Source organism: Scleromatobacter humisilvae (assembly GCF_023231945.1).
Taxonomy (GTDB): domain Bacteria; phylum Pseudomonadota; class Gammaproteobacteria; order Burkholderiales; family Burkholderiaceae_C; genus Scleromatobacter; species Scleromatobacter humisilvae.
In genome coordinates, this window is sequence record NZ_JAJLJH010000001.1 from 1,240,924 (window position 1) to 1,258,651 (window position 17,728).

The window sequence follows — 17,728 nt, forward strand, 5'->3', positions numbered from 1 at the left end:
GATGTCCGCGCGGAGCCGGCCGGCCCCGCGCGCGGCCACAGTCTACGTGCCCGCCCGGGCGCGCGCGCGTCACGCGCGCGCGGCTGCCCGCTACAGCAGCTTGGTCAGCGCGGCCAGCAGGTCCTTGCCCCGGGGCGAGCCCCAGCCGGTGACGGCGTCGAAGCCGGCCGTCGACTTGAAGCCGCCGACATGCGCCGTGACGTTGTCGCCGGCGTGGATGTCGTTGCAGCCCAGCTTGCCGAGCGGCCCGCCGCCGGCGGCCGCCGCGCCGTACAGCAGCGGCGTCAGGTAGCCGACGCGCTTGCCGGTGGCCGCCAGTTGCTGGTTCATGCGCGCGACCAGCGCGGCCCACAGCGGCGCGGCGGCGCTGGTGCCGCCGCTGATCTCCTGCTGGCCCTGGGCGACGACGAAGTAGCCGGTGTTGGCGCTGGCGTTGGCCGCGACGTCCGGCACGATGCGGCCGGCCGTCTGGCCCGGATTGACCGGCGCGATGTCCAGCCCGGCCTGCCACGCCGGCCGTGCCAGCCGCGCGCTGACGCCGCCGCCGGTGGAGCCGCCGTTGTCGGCGCGCAGGCCGTCGCCGTCCTTCCACGCGCGCTCGCTGCCCTTGGCGCCGGTGCGCAGCAGCGTGCCGCCCACCGCCAGCACGAACGGACTCGCGCACGGGAAGTCGACGTGCGCGTGGCCGTCGTTGATGCCGTCGGACGAGCCGTCGTCGCCCGCGGCCACGCAGATGGTGATGCCCATCAGCGCGGCCTCCTGCAGCGCCTCGTTGACCTGCTTGACGGCCGACGCCGTCCACACCGACACATCCTCGGCATAGCCCCAGCTGATCGACAGCACCTGCGGCTTGTACTGGGCGTCGTGCGTGGCGGCGTCGAGCGCGTCGACCCAGCCCTTCTCGGTGAACTGGCTGAACCACACGGGAATCGTCGCCTTCGGGCAGATGCCGGCCAGCACCTCGACGTCCAGCATCACCTCGCCGGTGGCCTCGTCGTTGGTGTTGGTGGGCATCTTGTCGACGCTGATCGGCACCACCGTGGGCAGGCTCGCGAGGCCGGCGGCCTTGCCGAAGGCGGCGAGGTCGTCGGGGAAGTAGCCGCCGCCGAACTCGAGCAGGCCGATGGTCTGGCCGCTGCCGTCGCCGTCGGGGAAGTCGTAGGCCGTCGCGAGCTCGGACGGGAAGAACCAGGGACGCTTCTTCGCGGCCGTGGCGGTGTGGTCGACGACGTGGCGCTTGCGGCCGGCGTCGGGGCGGCGCCGCACGACGCGCCGGTTGTCGAGGCCGAACACGCCGACGATGTCGTTCCCGAGGGCCGCCGGCACATGCAGCGCGCCGACGCGGCCGCGGTAGGCGCCGCGCACGCCGTCGAAGTTCATCAGCTTGACCTGGAACGCACCTTCCATCGCGCTCACCGGGCCGCCCAGCTGCACGCTGCGCGTGGCGGCGTCGCTCGCGAGCACGGTCAGGCCCAGGCCGGTGAAGGTGTCGGACACGCGCTTGACGGCGTCGTCGGACGCGCCGTATTGCGCGCCGAGTTCGGTGGCCGACAGCGGGCGCTGCGGGCGCTGGTCGACCGCCGGCAGCGGCGTCTTGCGGGCCAGCTTGAGCGTGACCTCCACCCACGCCTCGGCATCGGCCGCGCGCGTGGCGGTGGCGCCGAAGGCCGGGGTGCGTTCGCTGCCGGGGACGGCGATGAATCTCGTATCGGTCATGTGCAACTCCAGTGATTGAGGGCAGGACGACAGGTGCGTGCGCGCGGGCCGCGCGACCGCCCGCTCAGACTAGGACGACGAGCCTGCCATTGGATCCCTCCAACGAGTGTGACGCCAGCGCCGCTCGCCCGATGAGCTAGGGAGGACGCGTGTGCCCCGGCCCGCGCCCGGTTAGCGGCCACTGTCGGGCACGGTGCTTGCCGAATCGGTCTCACGGGCCGCAAGGCCAAGCAGGAGATCACGACATGACCATGTCCCCAAGACCGTTACAACTGGGCCTCGCCGTCGCCGCGGCGCTCGCCGGTCTCGCGTTGGCGGGCTGCGACAACAAGCTGCCCGCCGACAAGCAGGCCAGCGCCGGCACCCACCTGGACGACGCCGTCATCACGACCAAGGTGAAGTCCACGCTGCTGACCGACGCGCAGACGCGCGGCGGCGACACCAGCGTCGAGACCCGCAAGGGCGAAGTGCTGCTGAGCGGCTTCGTCGACAGCCAGGCGCAGGCCGACCGCGAGGTGCAGTTGGCCAAGGGCATCGAGGGCGTGACCTCCGTGCAGAACAAGTTGATGGTCAAGGACGGCAAGTCCACGCCCGGGAACGTGCTGGACGACTCGGTCGTCACCGTCAAAGTGAAGTCGGCCCTGCTGGCCGACGACCAGACCCGTGGATCGGAATTCACGGTCTCGAGCAACAAGGGCGTCGTGCAGCTGAGCGGCTATGTCGACAGCGCCGATGAGCAAGCACGCGCGACGTCCGTCGCACGAAACGTCGAAGGCGTCCAGAGCGTCGTCAACGACACCAGCATCAAGAAGTAGCAACCGGAGAAAACCATGCTCTACACCATCGCCGTCATCCTCGTCATCCTCTGGCTCATCGGCATGCTCACTTCGGTGACGCTGGGCGGCCTGATCCACATCCTGCTCGTCATCGCGATCATCGCGGTGCTGTTCCGTCTGATCAGCGGACGCGGGATCTGACGCTCCTGGTCGACTGATCGGACGGCCCCTGTCGCAGAGATGCGGCCGGGGCCGATCTGCGTGCTGGGTACAGTCGGGGCATGACCACGACCCCGCCCCAGCCGCTGGCTGCCATCGGCAGCTTCCACGCGCACATCTACTTCGACGGCCCCGCCCAGCGCGAGACGGCGCTGGCCCTGCGCGCGCAGATCGGCGAGCGCTTCGGCGTCGCGCTGGGGCGCGTGCACGACGGCCTGGTCGGGCCGCACGCGCGCGCCATGTACCAGGTCGCGTTCGACGTCGCGAGCTTCGGCAAGTTCGTCCCGTGGCTGATGCTCAACCGGCAAGGTTTGACGGTGCTCGTGCATCCGAACACGCGCGACAGCCGGCGCGACCACCTGACGCACGCGCTGTGGATGGGCGAGGTTCTGCCCATCGTGCGGCAGGAGATCCTGGGCACCGACGACGAGCCCGAGCTCGCGCCGGCGCCCAACACGGCGCCGACGATCGCGCCCTGAGCCTGCTGCGTCAGCTCTTGGCGGACTGCAGCGCGGTGTAGACGCCGCCGATGGCGGTGAAGATGCCGCCGGTGTCGCCCACCAGCGCCGCGGCGGCCAGGCCGATCACCGCGCTGGCGACCGTGAGCTGGCCTTCGATCTTCTTGACGTCGGCGAGGAATCCGTTGATCTTGCCGGCCGCCTGCTTCAACTGCGCGACCGCGTCGGCCGCCTGCGAACCGAGCAGCGTGACGGCCTGCGTGCGCAGCTCGATCGCACGCTTGTCCAGCGCGAGCTCGAGGTTCAGCGCCTGGGCGACGTCGGCCGCGTCGGGGTTGTCGCGCCGGTAGTTGAACAGCACGGTCGACACGTGGCCGGCCGCGTCCGCCAGCTGCGTCAGCGCGTCGAAGGTGTCGTCCGCGGTGGGCGCGGCGGTGCTGGCGAGCGTGGTGGCGGCGATGTCGGCGGCGGTGGGGGCGGTCATGGCGATCCTCTCGATGGCGGGGGTCACAGCGCGGCGGAGGCCTTGAGCGCCTGCACCTTGGCGACGAAGTCCTGCACCTGCTTCAACTGCAGGACGCCGTGCAGCGTGTCGAAGTTGGCGGCCAGGTCAGCGTGCGCCTTGACGAGCGCGTCGGCGGCCTCGTCGAACGCGAGGACATGATCGTGCGCCAGCCTGTTGGCATCGATGTCGGCCCGCAGCCCCGGCTGCGCGAGGCGCCAGGGCAGCACGCGTGGCACATCGGACGACGTCGCCGCGTTCGACGCGGCGACGAAGCTGGCGTGCTCGCCGATGAGGACGGCCCGGGTGTCCGTGAGCTGGTGGTCGTAGATCTTGTCGGCGTAGCGCTTCATCGCGTTGACGACGACCTCGAGCGGCGCCTGGTTCTCCTGCAGGGTCGACTTCGTCAGCGTCTGCAGCCGGCCTTCGACGACCAGCAGCGCCGTCGCGCGCAGGGCCTTGGTGGCGACGTTCAGCTCCTGGTTCGCGATCACGGGCTCGCCGTCGTGCGTCATCGCGCCGAGTTCACCGGAGGCCTGGCGGATCTCGCTGTCGAAGACGGTGGGCCTGGCCCCCGACAGCCTCACGAGCGCGACCGCGTAGGCCGACAGGCCGTCGGCGATCGCCGCCGCCTCGGCGCCCGCCCGCTTGTACTGCGCGCAGAAGGCCCTGGCGTCGCGCCAGACGACCTCGTCGTCGTAGTTGCCCGGGGCGCTGAGCGCCACGGTGCGCTGTTGCTGCTCGCAGCTGTCTTCGAGGCCCGTCGTGAAGGGCTTGTAGGCGCCGGCCAGGTGGTTGGCCGAGGCCCCGAAGTCGGCGACCGGCTGCATCTGCGCGGCACAGCCGGCGAGCAGGCTCATCGCGATGGCGGCCGGCAACCAGGGCGCACGCAGGCGGTTCGACATGGACATCTCCGGCTCGGTCTGTTGTGGTGGCGCGCAGTCTACGTTCGCGGCGTCGCGGGTGCACTGCTCGTCCTGGGGGGATGGCCGCCAGCCTGACGCAAAATCGCCGGCTCATCAACGAGGTTCCGCATCCATGATCGACCACACCGGCGTCACCGTCAGCGACTTCGCTGCCAGCAAGGCGTTCTACACGACGGCGCTCGCCGCCATCGGCTATGCGAAGCTGCTGGAATTCGGCTCCGGGATCACCGGCACGACGGCCGTGGCCGGCTACGGCGAGCCGCCCAAGCCCGACTTCTGGATCGCCGCCGGCACGCCCAATCGCCCGCCGATCCACGTGGCGTTCCGCGTCGCCACGCGGGCCCAGGTGCGCGCGTTCCACGCCGCCGCGCTCGCCGCGGGCGGCGCGTGCAATGGCCCTCCGGGCCTGCGCGCCCACTACCACCCGAATTACTATGGGGCCTTCGTGCACGACCCGGACGGCCACAACATCGAGGCCGTCTGCCATGACCCCGAGGATCACTCATGACGCTGACGTTCCCCCGCGCGCTGTTCGGCCTCACCGTCGCCGCGTTCGCGTTGTCCGCGCAGGCCGACGAAGTCCAGGTGGCGGTCGCTGCCAACTTCTCGGCCGCCGCGCAGAAGATCGCCGCGCAGTTCGAGCATGACACGGGCCACACGGTCAAGCTGTCGTTCGGCGCGACCGGCAAGTTCTACGCGCAGATCGAGGCCGGTGCGCCGTTCGACGTGCTGCTCGCGGCCGACCAGGTCACGCCCGGCACGCTGGTCACCGAAGGCAAGGCCGTGCCCGGCACGCTGCACACGTACGCGATCGGCAAGCTGGTGCTGTGGTCGGCCGACCCGGCACTGGTCGACGGCAGGGGCGAGGTGCTGAAGTCGGACAAGTGGAAGCACCTGTCCGTCGCCGACGCCAAGCTCGCGCCCTACGGCCAGGCGGCCAAGGAGACGCTGGCCGCGCTCAAGCTCACCGACGGCGTGCAGCCGCGCATCGTGACGGCGGAGAACATCGGCCAGGCGCTGCAGTTCGTGCAGAGCGGCAACGCCGAACTCGGCTTCGTCGCGCTGGGCCAGGTGCAGCCGCCGGACGGCTCCAAGGTGCCCGGCTCGATGTGGCTGGTGCCGGACAACCTCTACACGCCGATCAAGCAGGACGCCGTCGTCATCGCGGCGACCAAGGTCAACAAGGCCGCGACGGAGTTCGTCGACTACCTCGCGAGCGACAAGGCGCGCGTCGTGATCAAGGCCTACGGCTACAGCTGGTGACGCATTGAACGCGGTCGACGTCGACTGGGCCACCGACCTGCAGGCGGTGGCGCTGACGCTCAAGCTGGCGTTCGTCGTCACCGCGTTGCTGCTCGTGCTCGGCACGCCGCTCGCGTGGTGGCTCGCGCACACGCGTTCGCGCTGGAAGGCGCCGCTGGCCGCGCTCGTCGCGCTGCCGCTGGTGCTGCCGCCGACGGTGCTGGGCTTCTACCTGCTGATGCTGATGGGCCCGCACGGCTGGGTCGGCAAGGCGACGCAGGCGCTCGGCATCGGGCTGCTGCCGTTCAGCTTCGCCGGCCTTGTGATCGCGTCGATGCTGTATTCGATGCCCTTCGTCGTGCAGCCGCTGCAGACCGCGTTCGAGGCCATCGGCGCGCGCCCGCTCGAGGCCGCGGCCACGCTGCGCGCCGGCCCGTGGGAACGCTTCGCGCACGTGGCGCTGCCGCTCGCGCGGCGCGGCATGATCACGGCCGCGGTGCTGGGCTTCGCGCACACCGTCGGCGAATTCGGCGTGGTGCTGATGATCGGCGGCAACATCCCCGGCGCGACACGCGTGATCTCCACGCAGCTGTACAACCACGTCGAGGCGCTCGAATACCCCGCGGCCCATCGGCTCGCGGCGCTGCTGCTCGTCTTCAGCTTCGCGGTGCTGCTGTGGGTCTATCGGCTGCGAACCCGGGGCGCGCTGATCGGCCCGCCAAGCGCATGATCGAAGCGACCCTGCGCCTGCCGCGCGGCGCCTTCACGCTGGACGTCGCGCTGACCCTGCCCGCGCGCGGCGTCAGTGCGCTGTTCGGCCCGTCGGGCTGCGGCAAGACGACGCTGCTGCGCTGCCTCGCCGGCCTCGAGCGCGCGCCCGGCGGACGCGTCGTCGTCGGCGGCGAGGTCTGGCAGGACGACGCCGCCGGCGTGTTCGTGCCCACGCATCGCCGCGCGGTCGGCGTCGTGTTCCAGGAGGCCAGCCTGTTCGAGCACCTGGATGTGCGCGCCAACGTCGAATTCGGCTGGAAGCGGCTCGCCCCGTCGGAGCGCCGCGTGTCGATGGAGGACGCGATCGCCTGGACCGGCATCGAGTCGCTGCTCGCACGCGGGACGGCGGGCCTGTCCGGCGGCGAGCGCCAGCGCGTCGCGATCGCGCGCGCGCTGGCGGTCAGCCCGCGCGTGCTGCTGATGGACGAGCCGCTGGCCGCGCTCGACGCCGCGCGCAAGGCGGAGATCCTGCCGGCGATCGAGCGCCTCAACGAGCTGTCCGGCATCACCATCGTCTACGTCAGCCACGCGATCGCGGAGGTCGCGCGGCTGGCCGACCACGTCGTGCTGATGGACGCCGGCAAGGCCGTCGCCTCGGGCGCCGTCGCCGACCTGCTGAGCCGCCTCGACCTGCCGCTGCCGCCGGGCGAGGACGCCGGCGTCGTGCTGCTCGGCGAGGTCGGCGCGCTCGACGCGCCGTGGCACATGGCGCGCCTCGACGTCCCCGGCGCCGCCTTCTGGACCCGCGACCCCGGTCTGCCGATCGGCCATCGCATCCGCCTTCGCGTGCTGGCGCGCGACGTGTCGCTGAGCCTGGTCGCGCAGCCTGGCAGCAGCATCGTCAACCAGATCCCGGCGACCGTCGAGGCGCTCGCCGACGACGCGCATCCGTCGCAGGTGCTGGTGCGGGTGCGCGCGCAGGCGGGCGCCAGCGCGCTCCTCGCGCGCGTGACGCGCCGCTCCGCGCAGGCATTGGGGCTGGCGCCGGGCCAGGCGGTGTGGGCGATGGTGAAGTCGGTGGCGTTGCTGGACTGAGGGCACCGCGCCATCCCCTGACCAGGTGATGCGATAGCCAACTGACGGACTTCTGCAAGCTTGCGTTCGGGCAGCACGCGGCCGGCCCACTACAACCGGGGCACCTCCTTTCGACAGGTGCATCGTGCTCGATTCCTCGTTCCAGGACGCCACCGCGGCCGCCGTCCTCGCTCCCCGCATCCACCTGGCGTCGGCGGCCGACGTGCCGTTCATCGTCGACGCGATCGTCGCCGGCTCGCGCGATGGCCACTTCGGCTGCGACTGCACGCGGCCCGACGTGCTGCAGGGGCTGTGGCACCAGGTCCAGGCCGTCGTGTCGGACGGCGTCACGCCGCTGCCGGGCGCGCGCAACGGCGCCGGCGGGCGGGCGTTCGTCGTGCAGGCGGGCCGCGCCACCGCCGGATTCGCGATGCTGGTCGAGGACACGCCGGGATCCTGGCGCGAGAGCATCGAGCTGTTCGCGATGACCGTGCATCCGTCGTTCCGCGGCGCCGGCCTGGGACGGCACCTGCTGACCAGCCTCGTGCGCGACGCGCAGAGCGCGCACGTGTACGCACGCGTGGCCTTCGCGTCGACCGCGATGAGCGGCCTGCTCAAGTCCTGCGGCTTCGCGCTCGGCGCGCGCTCCGGCCACGGCACGGTGACGCTCGAATACCGCCGGGACGCCGCGCGGGGCTGAAGTCGCGCCACCGAAGGGGCATTGCCGGCCAGCGCCGGCCAAGCCGCGTATCGTCGGACGCATCGCCTCGCTGCGTCCGGTGCGCCCATGAAATTCAGCGTCCCCGTCTTCCTGAGCCTCAACGCGGGCTATGTCGACACGGCCGGCTTCCTCGCGTTGCAGGGGCTGTTCACGGCGCACGTCACCGGCAACTTCGTGACGCTGGGCGCGGCGCTGGTGCTGGGCACCTCGGGCATCCTGGCCAAGCTGCTGGCGCTGCCGGTGTTCTGCGTGGTCATCCTCGTCACGCGGCTGCTCGCACCGGCCCTGCCGCGCCTGGGCCTGCCGGTGCTGCGCACGGTGCTGTGGCTCAAGCTCCTGCTGCTGGCGGCGGGCGCGGCGATGGCGATCTGGATCGGGCCGGTGCGCGACGCCGGCCAGCCGGCGGCCGTGGTCACCGGCATGCTGCTCGTGTCCGCGATGGCGATCCAGAACGCGATCTCGCGCATCCATCTCGGCACCGCGCCGCCCACCACACTGATGACGGGCACCACCACGCAGATGATGATCGACATTGCCGACCTGCTGCGCGGCGGGTTGCAGGACGAGCAACGCGCCGCTGCCAGGGCCCGCCTCGGGCGCATGGGCGCCAACGTCGGCGCCTTCGCGCTCGGCTGCGCCGGCGGCGCGCTGCTGTTCAGCCAGTTCAGGATGGACTGCTTCGTCGTGCCGCCGCTCCTGGCCGTCATACCGCTGACGATGGCCGAGACGCGCGAACCGTGAGCGCTCACTGACAGCCCAGGAGCTGCCCGTCGCGTCCAGGTTGCGGCGGAAGCGCCACAACAGGCCCGTCCTCTCGCTGGCAAAACCCTTGAACAAGGCGTCCGGCCTTGTCCTCATCGCTGCGGGTCTGTAAAGTCGCGGATCTGATTGCGAATCAATCGCAATTGCACTACCAATCAGCGCCTGGCGATCGGGTCACGCGCGGCATGCACAGACAATGACGATTCCTGGCTTGGTTTCGGCTCCTGCGCCGAGAGGATGGGGGCTGGCGCTCTCGATGTGCCTGCTGCTCGCGGCCTGCGGCGGCGGCAGCGACTCCGCGCCACCGCCCGCGACCGGCAGCGGCGCCATCGCGCTGTCGGCCGCGGCGCAGCTGGGCCAGAAGATCTTCAACGACGCGACGCTGTCGGTCTCCGGCACGCAGTCGTGCGCGAGCTGCCACGTCACGGGCTCCGCGTTCGCCGAGGATGCGAGCGCCAGCGGCGTCGACCACGGCTCGCCCGTGCCCATCGGCGGCGCCGGCATGAACCAGACCGGCTTCCGCAACACGCCCTCGCTGATGTACGCATCGCTGATCCCGGCGTTCACCATCGACGCCGACGGCGGGCCCAACGGCGGCTTCTTCCGCGACGGCCGCGCCAACACGCTGGCCGACCAGGCCGTGCTGCCGTTCACCACGTCCTTCGAGATGGGCAATGCCGACGCGAGCGCCGTCATCGCGCGGCTCAAGACGCGGCCCTACCTCGCCGACTTCCAGGCGCTGTACGGCAGCGCGGTGCTGGACGACCCCGCGACCGCGCTCGCGCGCATGGGCCAGGCGCTCGCGGCCTTCGAGACGGAGGAGCCGTCGTTCCATCCGTTCTCGAGCAAGTACGACGCGTTCCAGAACGGCCAGGTCCAGCTCTCGGCACAGGAACTGCGCGGGCTCGCGCTGTTCAACAACGCCACCAAGGGCAACTGCAGCGCGTGCCATCCGAGCACCTCGGGCGACGGCGTCCACCCGCCGATGTTCACCGACTTCAGCTACGACAACCTGGGCATCCCGCGCAACGGCCTGATCCCGGCCAACGCCGCGTCGGCGCCCGCGGGCACGCCCGTCGACAGCGACGACGGCATCCAGGCGTACTACGACCTGGGCGTGTGCGGCCCGTTCCGCGAGCAGACCGTCAACTTCTTCAGCAACTGCGGCCAGTTCAAGGTGCCCACGCTGCGCAACATCGCCGTCACCGCGCCCTACTTCCACAACGGCCGCTTCACGACGCTGAAGGACGCGATCGGCTTCTACGTGCGGCGCGACACCAACCCCGAGGAGTGGTACCCGATGAACGCCGACGGCACGGTCACCAAGTTCGACGACCTGCCCGCGATCTACGGCGGCCAGTTCGTCGTGACGCCGGGCGTCGTCGGCAGCGATGCCGGCTATCTCGGCAACGTCAACACGAGCGAGATTCCGTACAACCGCTCGATCGGCGACACGCCGGCCCTGTCGCCCGACGAGATCGACGACGTCATCACCTTCCTGTGCACGCTGACCGACGGCTACGACCCGGCCCATCCGGGCGCCCAGGTGCTGCCCGCGCAATGCCAGGCCGCCGTCCACGCGACGGCCGCCTTCCCGACTTCCCAGAGCCGCTGAACCCCATGAAAAACACGCCTGCCGCCCTCGCCGCCCTGTCCCTGTGCCTGCTGACGTCGGCCCGCGCCGCCGAGACGTCGCCCGACATCGCCGAAAAGCTGGCCAACCAGATCAACCAGATGCAGCAGCAGCTCGACGCGATGAAGCAGGAGCTGGCGCGCGTGAAGGCGCAGAACGACGCGCTCGCCGCCGCGCAGGCCAAGGCCGCCGCGGCGCCGCCGCCCGTCGTCGCGGCCGCGCCGGCTCCGGCGCCTGCGCCCGCCAGCGCCATCTCGCCCAACCTGGGCCTGTGGGGCTACGGCGAGATCTACTACACGCATCCGACCAAGGACAAGAGCCTGACCGAGGCCGACCTCGCGCGCGCCGTGTTCGGCATCGGCTACAAGTTCGACGACCGCACCAGCTTCAACTCCGAGTTCGAGGTCGAGCACGCGGTGGCCTCGTCGAGCGACGCCGGCGAGTTCGAGGTCGAGCAGTTCTACATCGACCACCAGCTGACCGACTCGATCAACGCCAAGGCCGGCCTGTACCTGATGCCCGTGGGCCTGCTCAACGAGCACCACGAGCCGACCAACTACTTCGGCGTGCAGCGCAACTTCGTCGAGACGCTGATCATCCCCAGCACCTGGCGCGAAGGCGGCCTCGGCCTGCACGGCACCAGCGACATCGGCCTGACCTGGGATCTGGGCGTCACCACCGGCCTGAACCTGGGCGGCTGGAACAACAGCCCCGAGGATCCGCAGTACCGCACGGCGCTGGACATGGAAGACAACGACATCGCGCCGATGCAGGCCATGCACCAGGAGCTGCAGCTGGCCAACGCGCAGCACCTGTCGCAGTACGCCGGCCTGAACTACGTCGGCGTGCCGGGTCTGCAGCTGGGCGGCTTCGCGTTCACCGGCAACCTCGCGCTGCCCGCGGTGCCGGCCAACCTGCCGCAGTCGCGCCTGACGCTGTGGGAGACGCACGCGCGCTGGACACCGGGCAACGCCGACATCTCGGCCGTCTATGCGCGCGGCACGATCTCCAAGACGGCCACCTACAACCTCGACAACACCGGCGTGTCCAACCCGATCCCGTCGTCGTTCCTCGGCTACTACGTGCAGGGCGCCTACAAGGTGTGGGAAAGCGGCGGCGAGAAGCTGACGCCGTTCGTGCGCTGGGAGCACTACGACATGGGCGCCAGCTACGCCGGCATCGCCCCGGGCTTCTCGACCGTGCCCACCGGCCTGGCCTCCGACGGCAAGCCGTGGCCGCAGCCGCACGACCGCGTCTGGACGGCGGGCGCCAACTTCTACCTCAACCCGAACGTGGTGCTGAAGGCCGACTACCAGCGCTTCAACACCAACACCGACCTGACCCGCTTCGACCTGGGTCTGGGCCTGGCGTTCTGATCGTCACCGCGCTCGAAAAAAGGGATCGCCGCGGCGATCCCTTTTTGTCTGGCGCGTCGCGCGGCCTACTTGTGGCGGTTGGCGGCTTCGGCGGCCAGGCGCATCTGCTCCTCGGCCTCGCGCAGCAGCTTCTCGGCCTTGGCGGCGTGGCCGCCCATGTCGTACTCGTTGGCCGCCTGCGCCGCCTTCATCTTCTCGATCGCCGCCTGCGCGTTCTCGCGCGCGGCGATGATGTTCGGGTGCCCGGCTTCGGGGCCCGCGAACGCCGTGCCTGCCGCGGCCAGGGCGGCGCCGAGGGCCACCAGCGACATCGTCTTCCTGAAGGTCATGACTGTCTCCATCGGTTCGAAGCGCCGGCCGGGATGCCGGGCACGTCGTGCGGATTCAACGCCGCGCCCGCGCGGCGCGAAGTCAGTGGAACCACGGGGTGGCCAAGTTCAGCCTGGCGTCATTGCGGCGTCGCCGCCGTCACGTCCGCCGTCCCACCGGAAGGACGCCGCCAATGCCGAGGCGGCCTGCGCGAACCGGGTCGCGTCAATCGCGTGCCGGATAGCCCGTGATGGCCCGGATGCGCGCGTACAGCGGCGCCAGCCGCGGGTACATCTTCTGGTAGACCTGCTCGTAGAGCTGGTCGTACAGCGCCGCGTTCCTCGCATCGGGCTCGAAGGTGCGCGCGACGCGCGTCATCGCGCGCACGGCGCTCGGGAAGTCGGCGTGCAGGCCCAGGCCCACCGCGCAGTCGATCGCCGCGCCCAGGCCGCTGGTCTCGTAGACGTGCGGCCGGCTGGCCGGCAGGCGGAAGATGTCGGCCGTCAGCTGCAGCGCGGCGTCGGACTGCGAGCCGCCGCCCGACACCCGCAGCTCGGTCAGCGCCACGCCCGTCTTCTTCTCGACGCGCTCGCGCCCGTCGCGCAGCGCGTAGCCCAGGCCCTCGAGGATCGCGCGGTAGACGTGCGCCCGCGTGTGGGCGTCGCCGAAGCCGATGATCGCGCCCTTGGCGTCGGGGCCGGGATGGCGGATGCCGGGCGTCCAGTACGGCTGCAGCACCAGGCCCAGCGAGCCGGGCGGCACCGCGGCGACGAGCTCGTCGAGCAGCGCCTCGGGCGCGACGCCGCGCTCCTGCGCCGCGTTGCGCTCGCGATCGCCGAACTGCTCCTTGAACCAGCGCACCATCCAGTAGCCGCGGAAGATCTGCACCTCGCTGTCGAAGTGGTCGGGCAGGGCGGCCGGATAGGGCGGCACGAAGGACAGCGCCTCCGCGTATTTCCTCGTGCAGACATTGATGGTGGCCGTGGTGCCGTACGAGATGCCGCCGACGTGCGGCTCGAGGCAGCCCGAGCCCAGCACCTCGCAGGCCTTGTCGGCCGCCGCGGCGATCACGGGCGTGCCGGCGGGGATACCCGTGGCCGTACTCGCCGCGGCGCTGACGCGTCCCAGCGTCGAGCCGACGGGGCGCAGCTCGGGCAGCTGCTCGCGCCGCACGGAAAGCGCCTGCCACTTCCAGTCCGACGGCTTCGCCCACGCATGCGCCTTGAAGTCGAACGGCACGTAGCCCACCTGCGAACCGACCGAGTCGACGAACTCGCCGGTCAGCTTCCAGTTGATCAGCCCCGACAGCAGCAGCACCTTGTGCGTGCGCGCCCAGGCCGCGGGCTCGTTCTCGGCCCACCAGTTGACCTCGGCCTCTCGCTGGAAGTAGCGGATGGTGTCGGCGACGCCCGCGAGGCGGAATGCCGTGCGCCACGCCACGCCGATCTGCGGCACCTTCGCCGCGCGGCGCTGGTCGAGCCAGACCAGCGCGGGCAGCGCCGCGTTGCCCTGCGCGTCGATGGGCATGATGGTGCCGCGCTGCGTGGTCACCGTGACGCCGCGCACCCGCGCGGCGAGCTCCGGACGATCCAGCCACAGCTGGCGGCAGGCACGCGCGCTGGCGGCCCAGAAGCCGTCGACGTCGTGCGCCATCCAGCCGGGTTGCTCGACGACGTAGTCGTCCAGCGCGAGCTGCGACTTCGCCACCAGGTTGCCGAGCGGGTCGAACAGCAGCGCGCGCACGCTCTGCGTGCCGCAGTCGATCGAGAGCAGGAGGTCGTCGGGACGGGCAACGGTCATGGGGTGGGCACGCAGTAGCAGCTGGCAATGATGCGCGCGTAGCGCTCGCGCTGGTCGCGCCATTCTCCGGCAGACCAGCCGAGCGCCTCGCGCGCCACCGGTTCGAGACGTGGCAGGAGCGCGGCGGCGCCTTCGGGCAGCAGCAGGCCCAGGCGCGTGCGGCGCAGCAGCAGGTCGTCGAGGAAGCGAACCTGTTCGTGGCGCAGCGCCCAGTGCAGCTCGGCCCAGGGCGTGGCCGTGCCGGCGATGGGTTCGAGGTCGGCCGGCGCGGACTCGCGCAGCAGCACCCGCGCGTGGCGGCCGAAGCGTCCGGCGAGGCGGCTGCGCAGGCCGTGCGGAAGCGCGAGCAGTTCGGGCGCCTCGGGCTGGGGCGCGAAGATCGGGTCGGCCGCGCGATAGTCGAAGGCGTCGGCGCTGGTCGTCGCAGCGACGGCCGCATCGCCGGCGACGGACGATGGCGCCAGGTAAGGCGCGGCGTGGCGCAGCGCGTCGAGCGCGTTGACACGGAAGGTCGTCAGCTTGCCGCCGGTGACCGTGATCAGGCCGTGCTCGTCGCGCACGACGTGCTCGCGCGGCGCCTTCGACGGATCGCCGCCGCCGGCGCGATCGTCGACCACCGGACGCACGCCGGCGAAGCTGCAGATCGCGTCGGCCGCGCGCAGGTCCAGGCGCGGGAAGGCCTGGCGCACCGCCTCGACGAGGTAGGCCGTCTCGTCGGCCGTGATGCTCGGCTCGATGTCGGGATCGTCGTGGTGGTCGAGGTCGGTCGTGCCCACCAGCGCGACGCCCTCCCACGGCGTCGCGAAGACAGGGCGGCCGTCGCGCGGGTGGTAGAGACTCACCGTCTGCGCGACCGGCAACTTCCACAGCGGAAACACGAGATGGCTGCCGCGGAGAGGCCGCAGCATCGGCGTGCCCAGGCCGCGGCGCAGGCCGTCGGCCCAGAAGCCGGTGGCGTTGACGACGCAGCGCGCCCGCACCGCGCCGGTGAAGCCCGCGCCCTCGATGCGCGCACCGACGACGGTGCCCGGCTTCGGCGCGGCGCCGCCGTCGGCCGACAGCGACGACAGCGGCATGTCTGCGTCGCCCGCGCGCAGCAGCGACTTCACCGCCGCGCGGTTGACCACGCGCGCGCCGTGCTGCTGCGCCTCCTGCAGCACGCGCATCACCAGGCGCGCGTCGTCGGTCTTGGCGTCGAGGTAGCTGGACGCCCCCAGCAAGTGCGTGTCGTCCATGTGCGGCGCGAGCGCGCGCACCTCGTCGGGCGTGTGGAAGCCGCGCGTGCGCTGGCCGGCCATCGCGTCGTAGATCGCCAGACCCGTGACCATCGTGCGCCGGCTGGGGCTGCGGCCTTCGTAGTGGCCCATCAGGAAGCGCTGCGCCTCGACGAGCCCCGGCGCGTCCTGCAGCAGCCGGCCGCGCTCGCGCACCGATTCGCGCGTCAGGCCGAACGCGCCCTCGCGCAGGTAGCGCAGGCCGCCGTGCACGAGCTTGGACGAGCGCGACGAGCTGCCCCACGCGAAATCGCGCGCCTCCACGAGCATCACGGCCAGGCCGCGGCGCGCCGCCTCCAGCGCGACGCCGGCCCCGGCGATGCCGCCGCCGACGACGAGGATGTCGACCTCGGTCAATGCAGGTCCTCGCAGCCGCGCGGCGGCAGGCTGGCCTTGGCGTCCGCCGTGTCGCGCGGCGCGACCCGGCGCGCGGGCCGCGGGCCGACGAAGACGCTGCGACGCGCAGCCGGCTCCGGCTGCAATGCGGCCAACGCCGCGGCGACGACGCGCATCGCGACGGCCACGGGCGTGCGCGCACGCGCGAACGCGAGGCGGCGATCGATGCTCATTCGATGTCGCCCAGCAGGTTGCCGCGCGCCATCACGCCCTGCGGATCGAACTCGCGCACCATCGCGGCGATGGCGGACATGCCCGTCGCGCCCTTCTCGGCCGCCAGCCAGCGCGCGTGGTCCTTGCCGACGCCGTGCTGATGCGTGATCGTGCCGCCCTGCGCGACGATCGCGTCGCCGACGGCGGTCTTGAGCGACTGCCAGCGGGCGAGCGCGCTGTCGTAGTCCGCGCCGATGCGATAGACGAAGGTCGAGTAGACGCTGGAGCCCTGCGCGTAGACGTGCGACAGGTGCGTGTAGCAATGCGTGCGCTCGCCGTGCCGTGCCAGCGCGCCGCGGCCGGCGGTCTCCAGCGCGTGCACCATCGCGTCGACGCGCGGCCAGTCGCACGCGGTCTCCATCGTGTCGACCGCATAGCCGGCGTCCCACAGCGCGTTGCGCAGGTAGACGTTGGCGAAGCGGCGCTGCGCCCACTTCCTGCCCAGCACGGTGCCGGTGGAGACGCCGCCGTGCTCCTGCCAGATCGCCGCGGCCGCGCGCTGCATCGAACGGACGGCGCCCGCGCTGGCACCGGTGAAGCCGGCGAACAGCAGGCACTTGCCCTCGCCCGCGCCGTTGAGCGACAGGTAGCGCTCGAGCCAGCGGATCGCGCCCGCGTGGCCGGCCATCTGCAGCGTCGTGAAGGTCTCGGCCGGATTGGCCAGGCGCAGCATCGACAGCCCCAGCCTGGCCTGCCCGAGGCGGCGCACCGCGGCCAGGCCGCTGGCCCAGTCGGGGAAGAAGATGCCGACGAAGCGCTCGGCCACGGGCGCGCGCGTCACGCGCACGCTGGCCTCGGTCAGCACGCCGATGCGGCCTTCGGAGCCGAGCACCCACTCGCGCAGGTCGGGGCCGGCGGCCGAGGCGGGGAAGGTCGGCAGCGTCCATTCGCGCTCCGGCGTCTGCAGCGTGCCGCCGGCGAACAGCTGCTCGATGCGGCCGTAGCGCGCCGACTGCTGGCCCGACGAGCGCGTCACCACCCAGCCGCCGAGGGTCGACAACTCGAAGCTCTGCGGAAAGTGGCCCAGCGTGAAGCCGTGGGCGCGCAGCTGGGCCTCGAGGTCGGGCCCGGCGACGCCGGCCTCGAAGCGCGCGAGCTGCGCCACCGGGTCGAGATCGAGCAGCCGCATCATGCGGCCCATGTTGAGCGTGAGCACCGGCGCGGCGCCCACCGGCGTGAGGTGGCCGGCGACGCTGGTCGCGCCGCCGGAGGGCAGCACCTGCACGCCCTGCTCGCGCGCCCACGTCAGCAGCGCGCGCACCTCGGCGCTGCTGCTCGGGAAGGCGACGCCGTCGGTCACGCGCCCCAGGACGCCGAAGCGCAGCCGCAGCCAGTCGTGCATGGACTGGCCGAAGCTGGCGCGCAGGCGCGTCTCGGCGCGCGTGTCGACCAGCGGATGCGGCGGCAGCCGCGAGGGCTGGGCGTCGACCTGCGCCAGCGCGGCGGCGAAGGTGGCGTCCGACGGCGGCTGGCCCTCGCCGATGGCCTGCGCCAGGAAGGCGCGCGCCTCGGGCTTGAGCTCTTCGTGCACGCTGGCATCGCCCCAGCCGTTCCAGCGTCGTTCGGTGGTCATGTGGCTATACTCGTTTTCAGGTCGAATGCGCCCACGAAGCCTGGAAA

Annotated in this window: 19 protein-coding genes; 11 read left to right on the forward strand and 8 right to left on the reverse strand. The window is 71.7% G+C overall.

What is annotated here, in order from left to right; translation table 11 throughout:
* Positions 1 to 90: 90 nt before the first annotated feature.
* On the reverse strand, positions 91 to 1,716 hold the full coding sequence (locus LPC04_RS05975; RefSeq protein WP_275681268.1) for a S53 family peptidase: 1,626 nt from the start codon (positions 1,714 to 1,716) through the stop codon (positions 91 to 93).
* Between the two features lie 245 nt (positions 1,717 to 1,961).
* Here LPC04_RS05975 and LPC04_RS05980 point away from each other — a divergent pair, with 245 nt between their 5' ends.
* The 3 genes from LPC04_RS05980 (at position 1,962) to LPC04_RS05990 (ending at position 3,190) form a co-directional block, all read left to right on the forward strand.
* Positions 1,962 to 2,531: a BON domain-containing protein gene (locus tag LPC04_RS05980; protein WP_275681269.1), complete on the forward strand. Its 570-nt coding sequence runs from the start codon at positions 1,962 to 1,964 to the stop codon at positions 2,529 to 2,531.
* 15 nt (positions 2,532 to 2,546) lie between these two features.
* Positions 2,547 to 2,693 carry a lmo0937 family membrane protein gene (locus LPC04_RS05985; RefSeq protein ID WP_275681270.1) on the forward strand — a complete coding sequence of 49 codons (147 nt, stop codon included), beginning with the start codon at positions 2,547 to 2,549 and terminating at the stop codon, positions 2,691 to 2,693.
* An 80-nt stretch (positions 2,694 to 2,773) separates the two neighbouring features.
* Positions 2,774 to 3,190, forward strand: coding sequence for a DOPA 4,5-dioxygenase family protein (locus LPC04_RS05990; protein ID WP_275681271.1), 417 nt, complete (start codon positions 2,774 to 2,776; stop codon positions 3,188 to 3,190).
* A gap of 10 nt (positions 3,191 to 3,200) precedes the next feature.
* On the opposite strand, the gene LPC04_RS05995 is transcribed toward LPC04_RS05990, so the two are convergent.
* The gene (locus LPC04_RS05995; protein WP_275681272.1) at positions 3,201 to 3,653 is read right to left on the reverse strand and encodes a hypothetical protein; all 453 of its coding nucleotides are present in this window, start codon (positions 3,651 to 3,653) and stop codon (positions 3,201 to 3,203) included.
* Positions 3,654 to 3,676: 23 nt separating this feature from the next.
* Entirely contained in the window at positions 3,677 to 4,576 is a 900-nt protein-coding gene (locus LPC04_RS06000; protein WP_275681273.1) for a hypothetical protein, read from the reverse strand.
* A gap of 133 nt (positions 4,577 to 4,709) precedes the next feature.
* Here LPC04_RS06000 and LPC04_RS06005 point away from each other — a divergent pair, with 133 nt between their 5' ends.
* From LPC04_RS06005 to LPC04_RS06040, 8 genes are all read left to right on the forward strand, one after another.
* Positions 4,710 to 5,105, forward strand: a complete 396-nt coding sequence (locus LPC04_RS06005; RefSeq protein ID WP_275681274.1) for a VOC family protein — start codon at positions 4,710 to 4,712, stop codon at positions 5,103 to 5,105.
* Positions 5,102 to 5,860, forward strand: a complete 759-nt coding sequence (gene modA, locus LPC04_RS06010; RefSeq protein WP_275681275.1) for a molybdate ABC transporter substrate-binding protein — start codon at positions 5,102 to 5,104, stop codon at positions 5,858 to 5,860. The genes LPC04_RS06005 and modA overlap by 4 nt, the downstream gene beginning before the upstream one ends.
* A gap of 4 nt (positions 5,861 to 5,864) precedes the next feature.
* Positions 5,865 to 6,569, forward strand: coding sequence for a molybdate ABC transporter permease subunit (modB, locus tag LPC04_RS06015; protein ID WP_275681276.1), 705 nt, complete (start codon positions 5,865 to 5,867; stop codon positions 6,567 to 6,569).
* Complete coding sequence (gene modC / locus LPC04_RS06020) at positions 6,566 to 7,645, forward strand: molybdenum ABC transporter ATP-binding protein (RefSeq protein ID WP_275681277.1); 1,080 nt, start codon at positions 6,566 to 6,568, stop codon at positions 7,643 to 7,645. Before modB ends, modC begins: the two co-directional genes overlap by 4 nt.
* A 124-nt stretch (positions 7,646 to 7,769) precedes the next feature.
* Entirely contained in the window at positions 7,770 to 8,324 is a 555-nt protein-coding gene (locus tag LPC04_RS06025; RefSeq protein WP_275681278.1) for a GNAT family N-acetyltransferase, read from the forward strand.
* An 87-nt stretch (positions 8,325 to 8,411) separates the two neighbouring features.
* A complete protein-coding gene (locus LPC04_RS06030) occupies positions 8,412 to 9,086 on the forward strand; it encodes a YoaK family protein (RefSeq protein WP_275681279.1) in 675 nt (224 codons plus the stop codon).
* 277 nt (positions 9,087 to 9,363) lie between these two features.
* Positions 9,364 to 10,722, forward strand: coding sequence for a cytochrome-c peroxidase (locus tag LPC04_RS06035; protein WP_275681280.1), 1,359 nt, complete (start codon positions 9,364 to 9,366; stop codon positions 10,720 to 10,722).
* Positions 10,723 to 10,727: 5 nt separating this feature from the next.
* Entirely contained in the window at positions 10,728 to 12,116 is a 1,389-nt protein-coding gene (locus tag LPC04_RS06040) for a porin (RefSeq protein ID WP_275681281.1), read from the forward strand.
* A 65-nt stretch (positions 12,117 to 12,181) separates the two neighbouring features.
* Here the strand turns inward: LPC04_RS06040 and LPC04_RS06045 are convergent, their stop codons facing one another.
* The 5 genes from LPC04_RS06045 to LPC04_RS06065 form a co-directional block, all read right to left on the reverse strand.
* Complete coding sequence (locus LPC04_RS06045; protein ID WP_275681282.1) at positions 12,182 to 12,445, reverse strand: hypothetical protein; 264 nt, start codon at positions 12,443 to 12,445, stop codon at positions 12,182 to 12,184.
* Between the two features lie 205 nt (positions 12,446 to 12,650).
* On the reverse strand, positions 12,651 to 14,225 hold the full coding sequence (locus LPC04_RS06050) for an FGGY-family carbohydrate kinase (RefSeq protein WP_275681283.1): 1,575 nt from the start codon (positions 14,223 to 14,225) through the stop codon (positions 12,651 to 12,653).
* Positions 14,222 to 15,856, reverse strand: coding sequence for a glycerol-3-phosphate dehydrogenase/oxidase (locus LPC04_RS06055; RefSeq protein WP_275681284.1), 1,635 nt, complete (start codon positions 15,854 to 15,856; stop codon positions 14,222 to 14,224). Before LPC04_RS06055 ends, LPC04_RS06050 begins: the two co-directional genes overlap by 4 nt.
* Positions 15,853 to 16,068 (reverse strand): hypothetical protein, encoded by a 216-nt coding sequence (locus tag LPC04_RS06060; RefSeq protein ID WP_275681285.1) that lies wholly within the window; start codon positions 16,066 to 16,068, stop codon positions 15,853 to 15,855. The genes LPC04_RS06055 and LPC04_RS06060 overlap by 4 nt, the downstream gene beginning before the upstream one ends.
* Positions 16,065 to 17,681, reverse strand: coding sequence for an FAD-binding oxidoreductase (locus LPC04_RS06065; RefSeq protein WP_275681286.1), 1,617 nt, complete (start codon positions 17,679 to 17,681; stop codon positions 16,065 to 16,067). Before LPC04_RS06065 ends, LPC04_RS06060 begins: the two co-directional genes overlap by 4 nt.
* Positions 17,682 to 17,728: the final 47 nt, after the last annotated feature.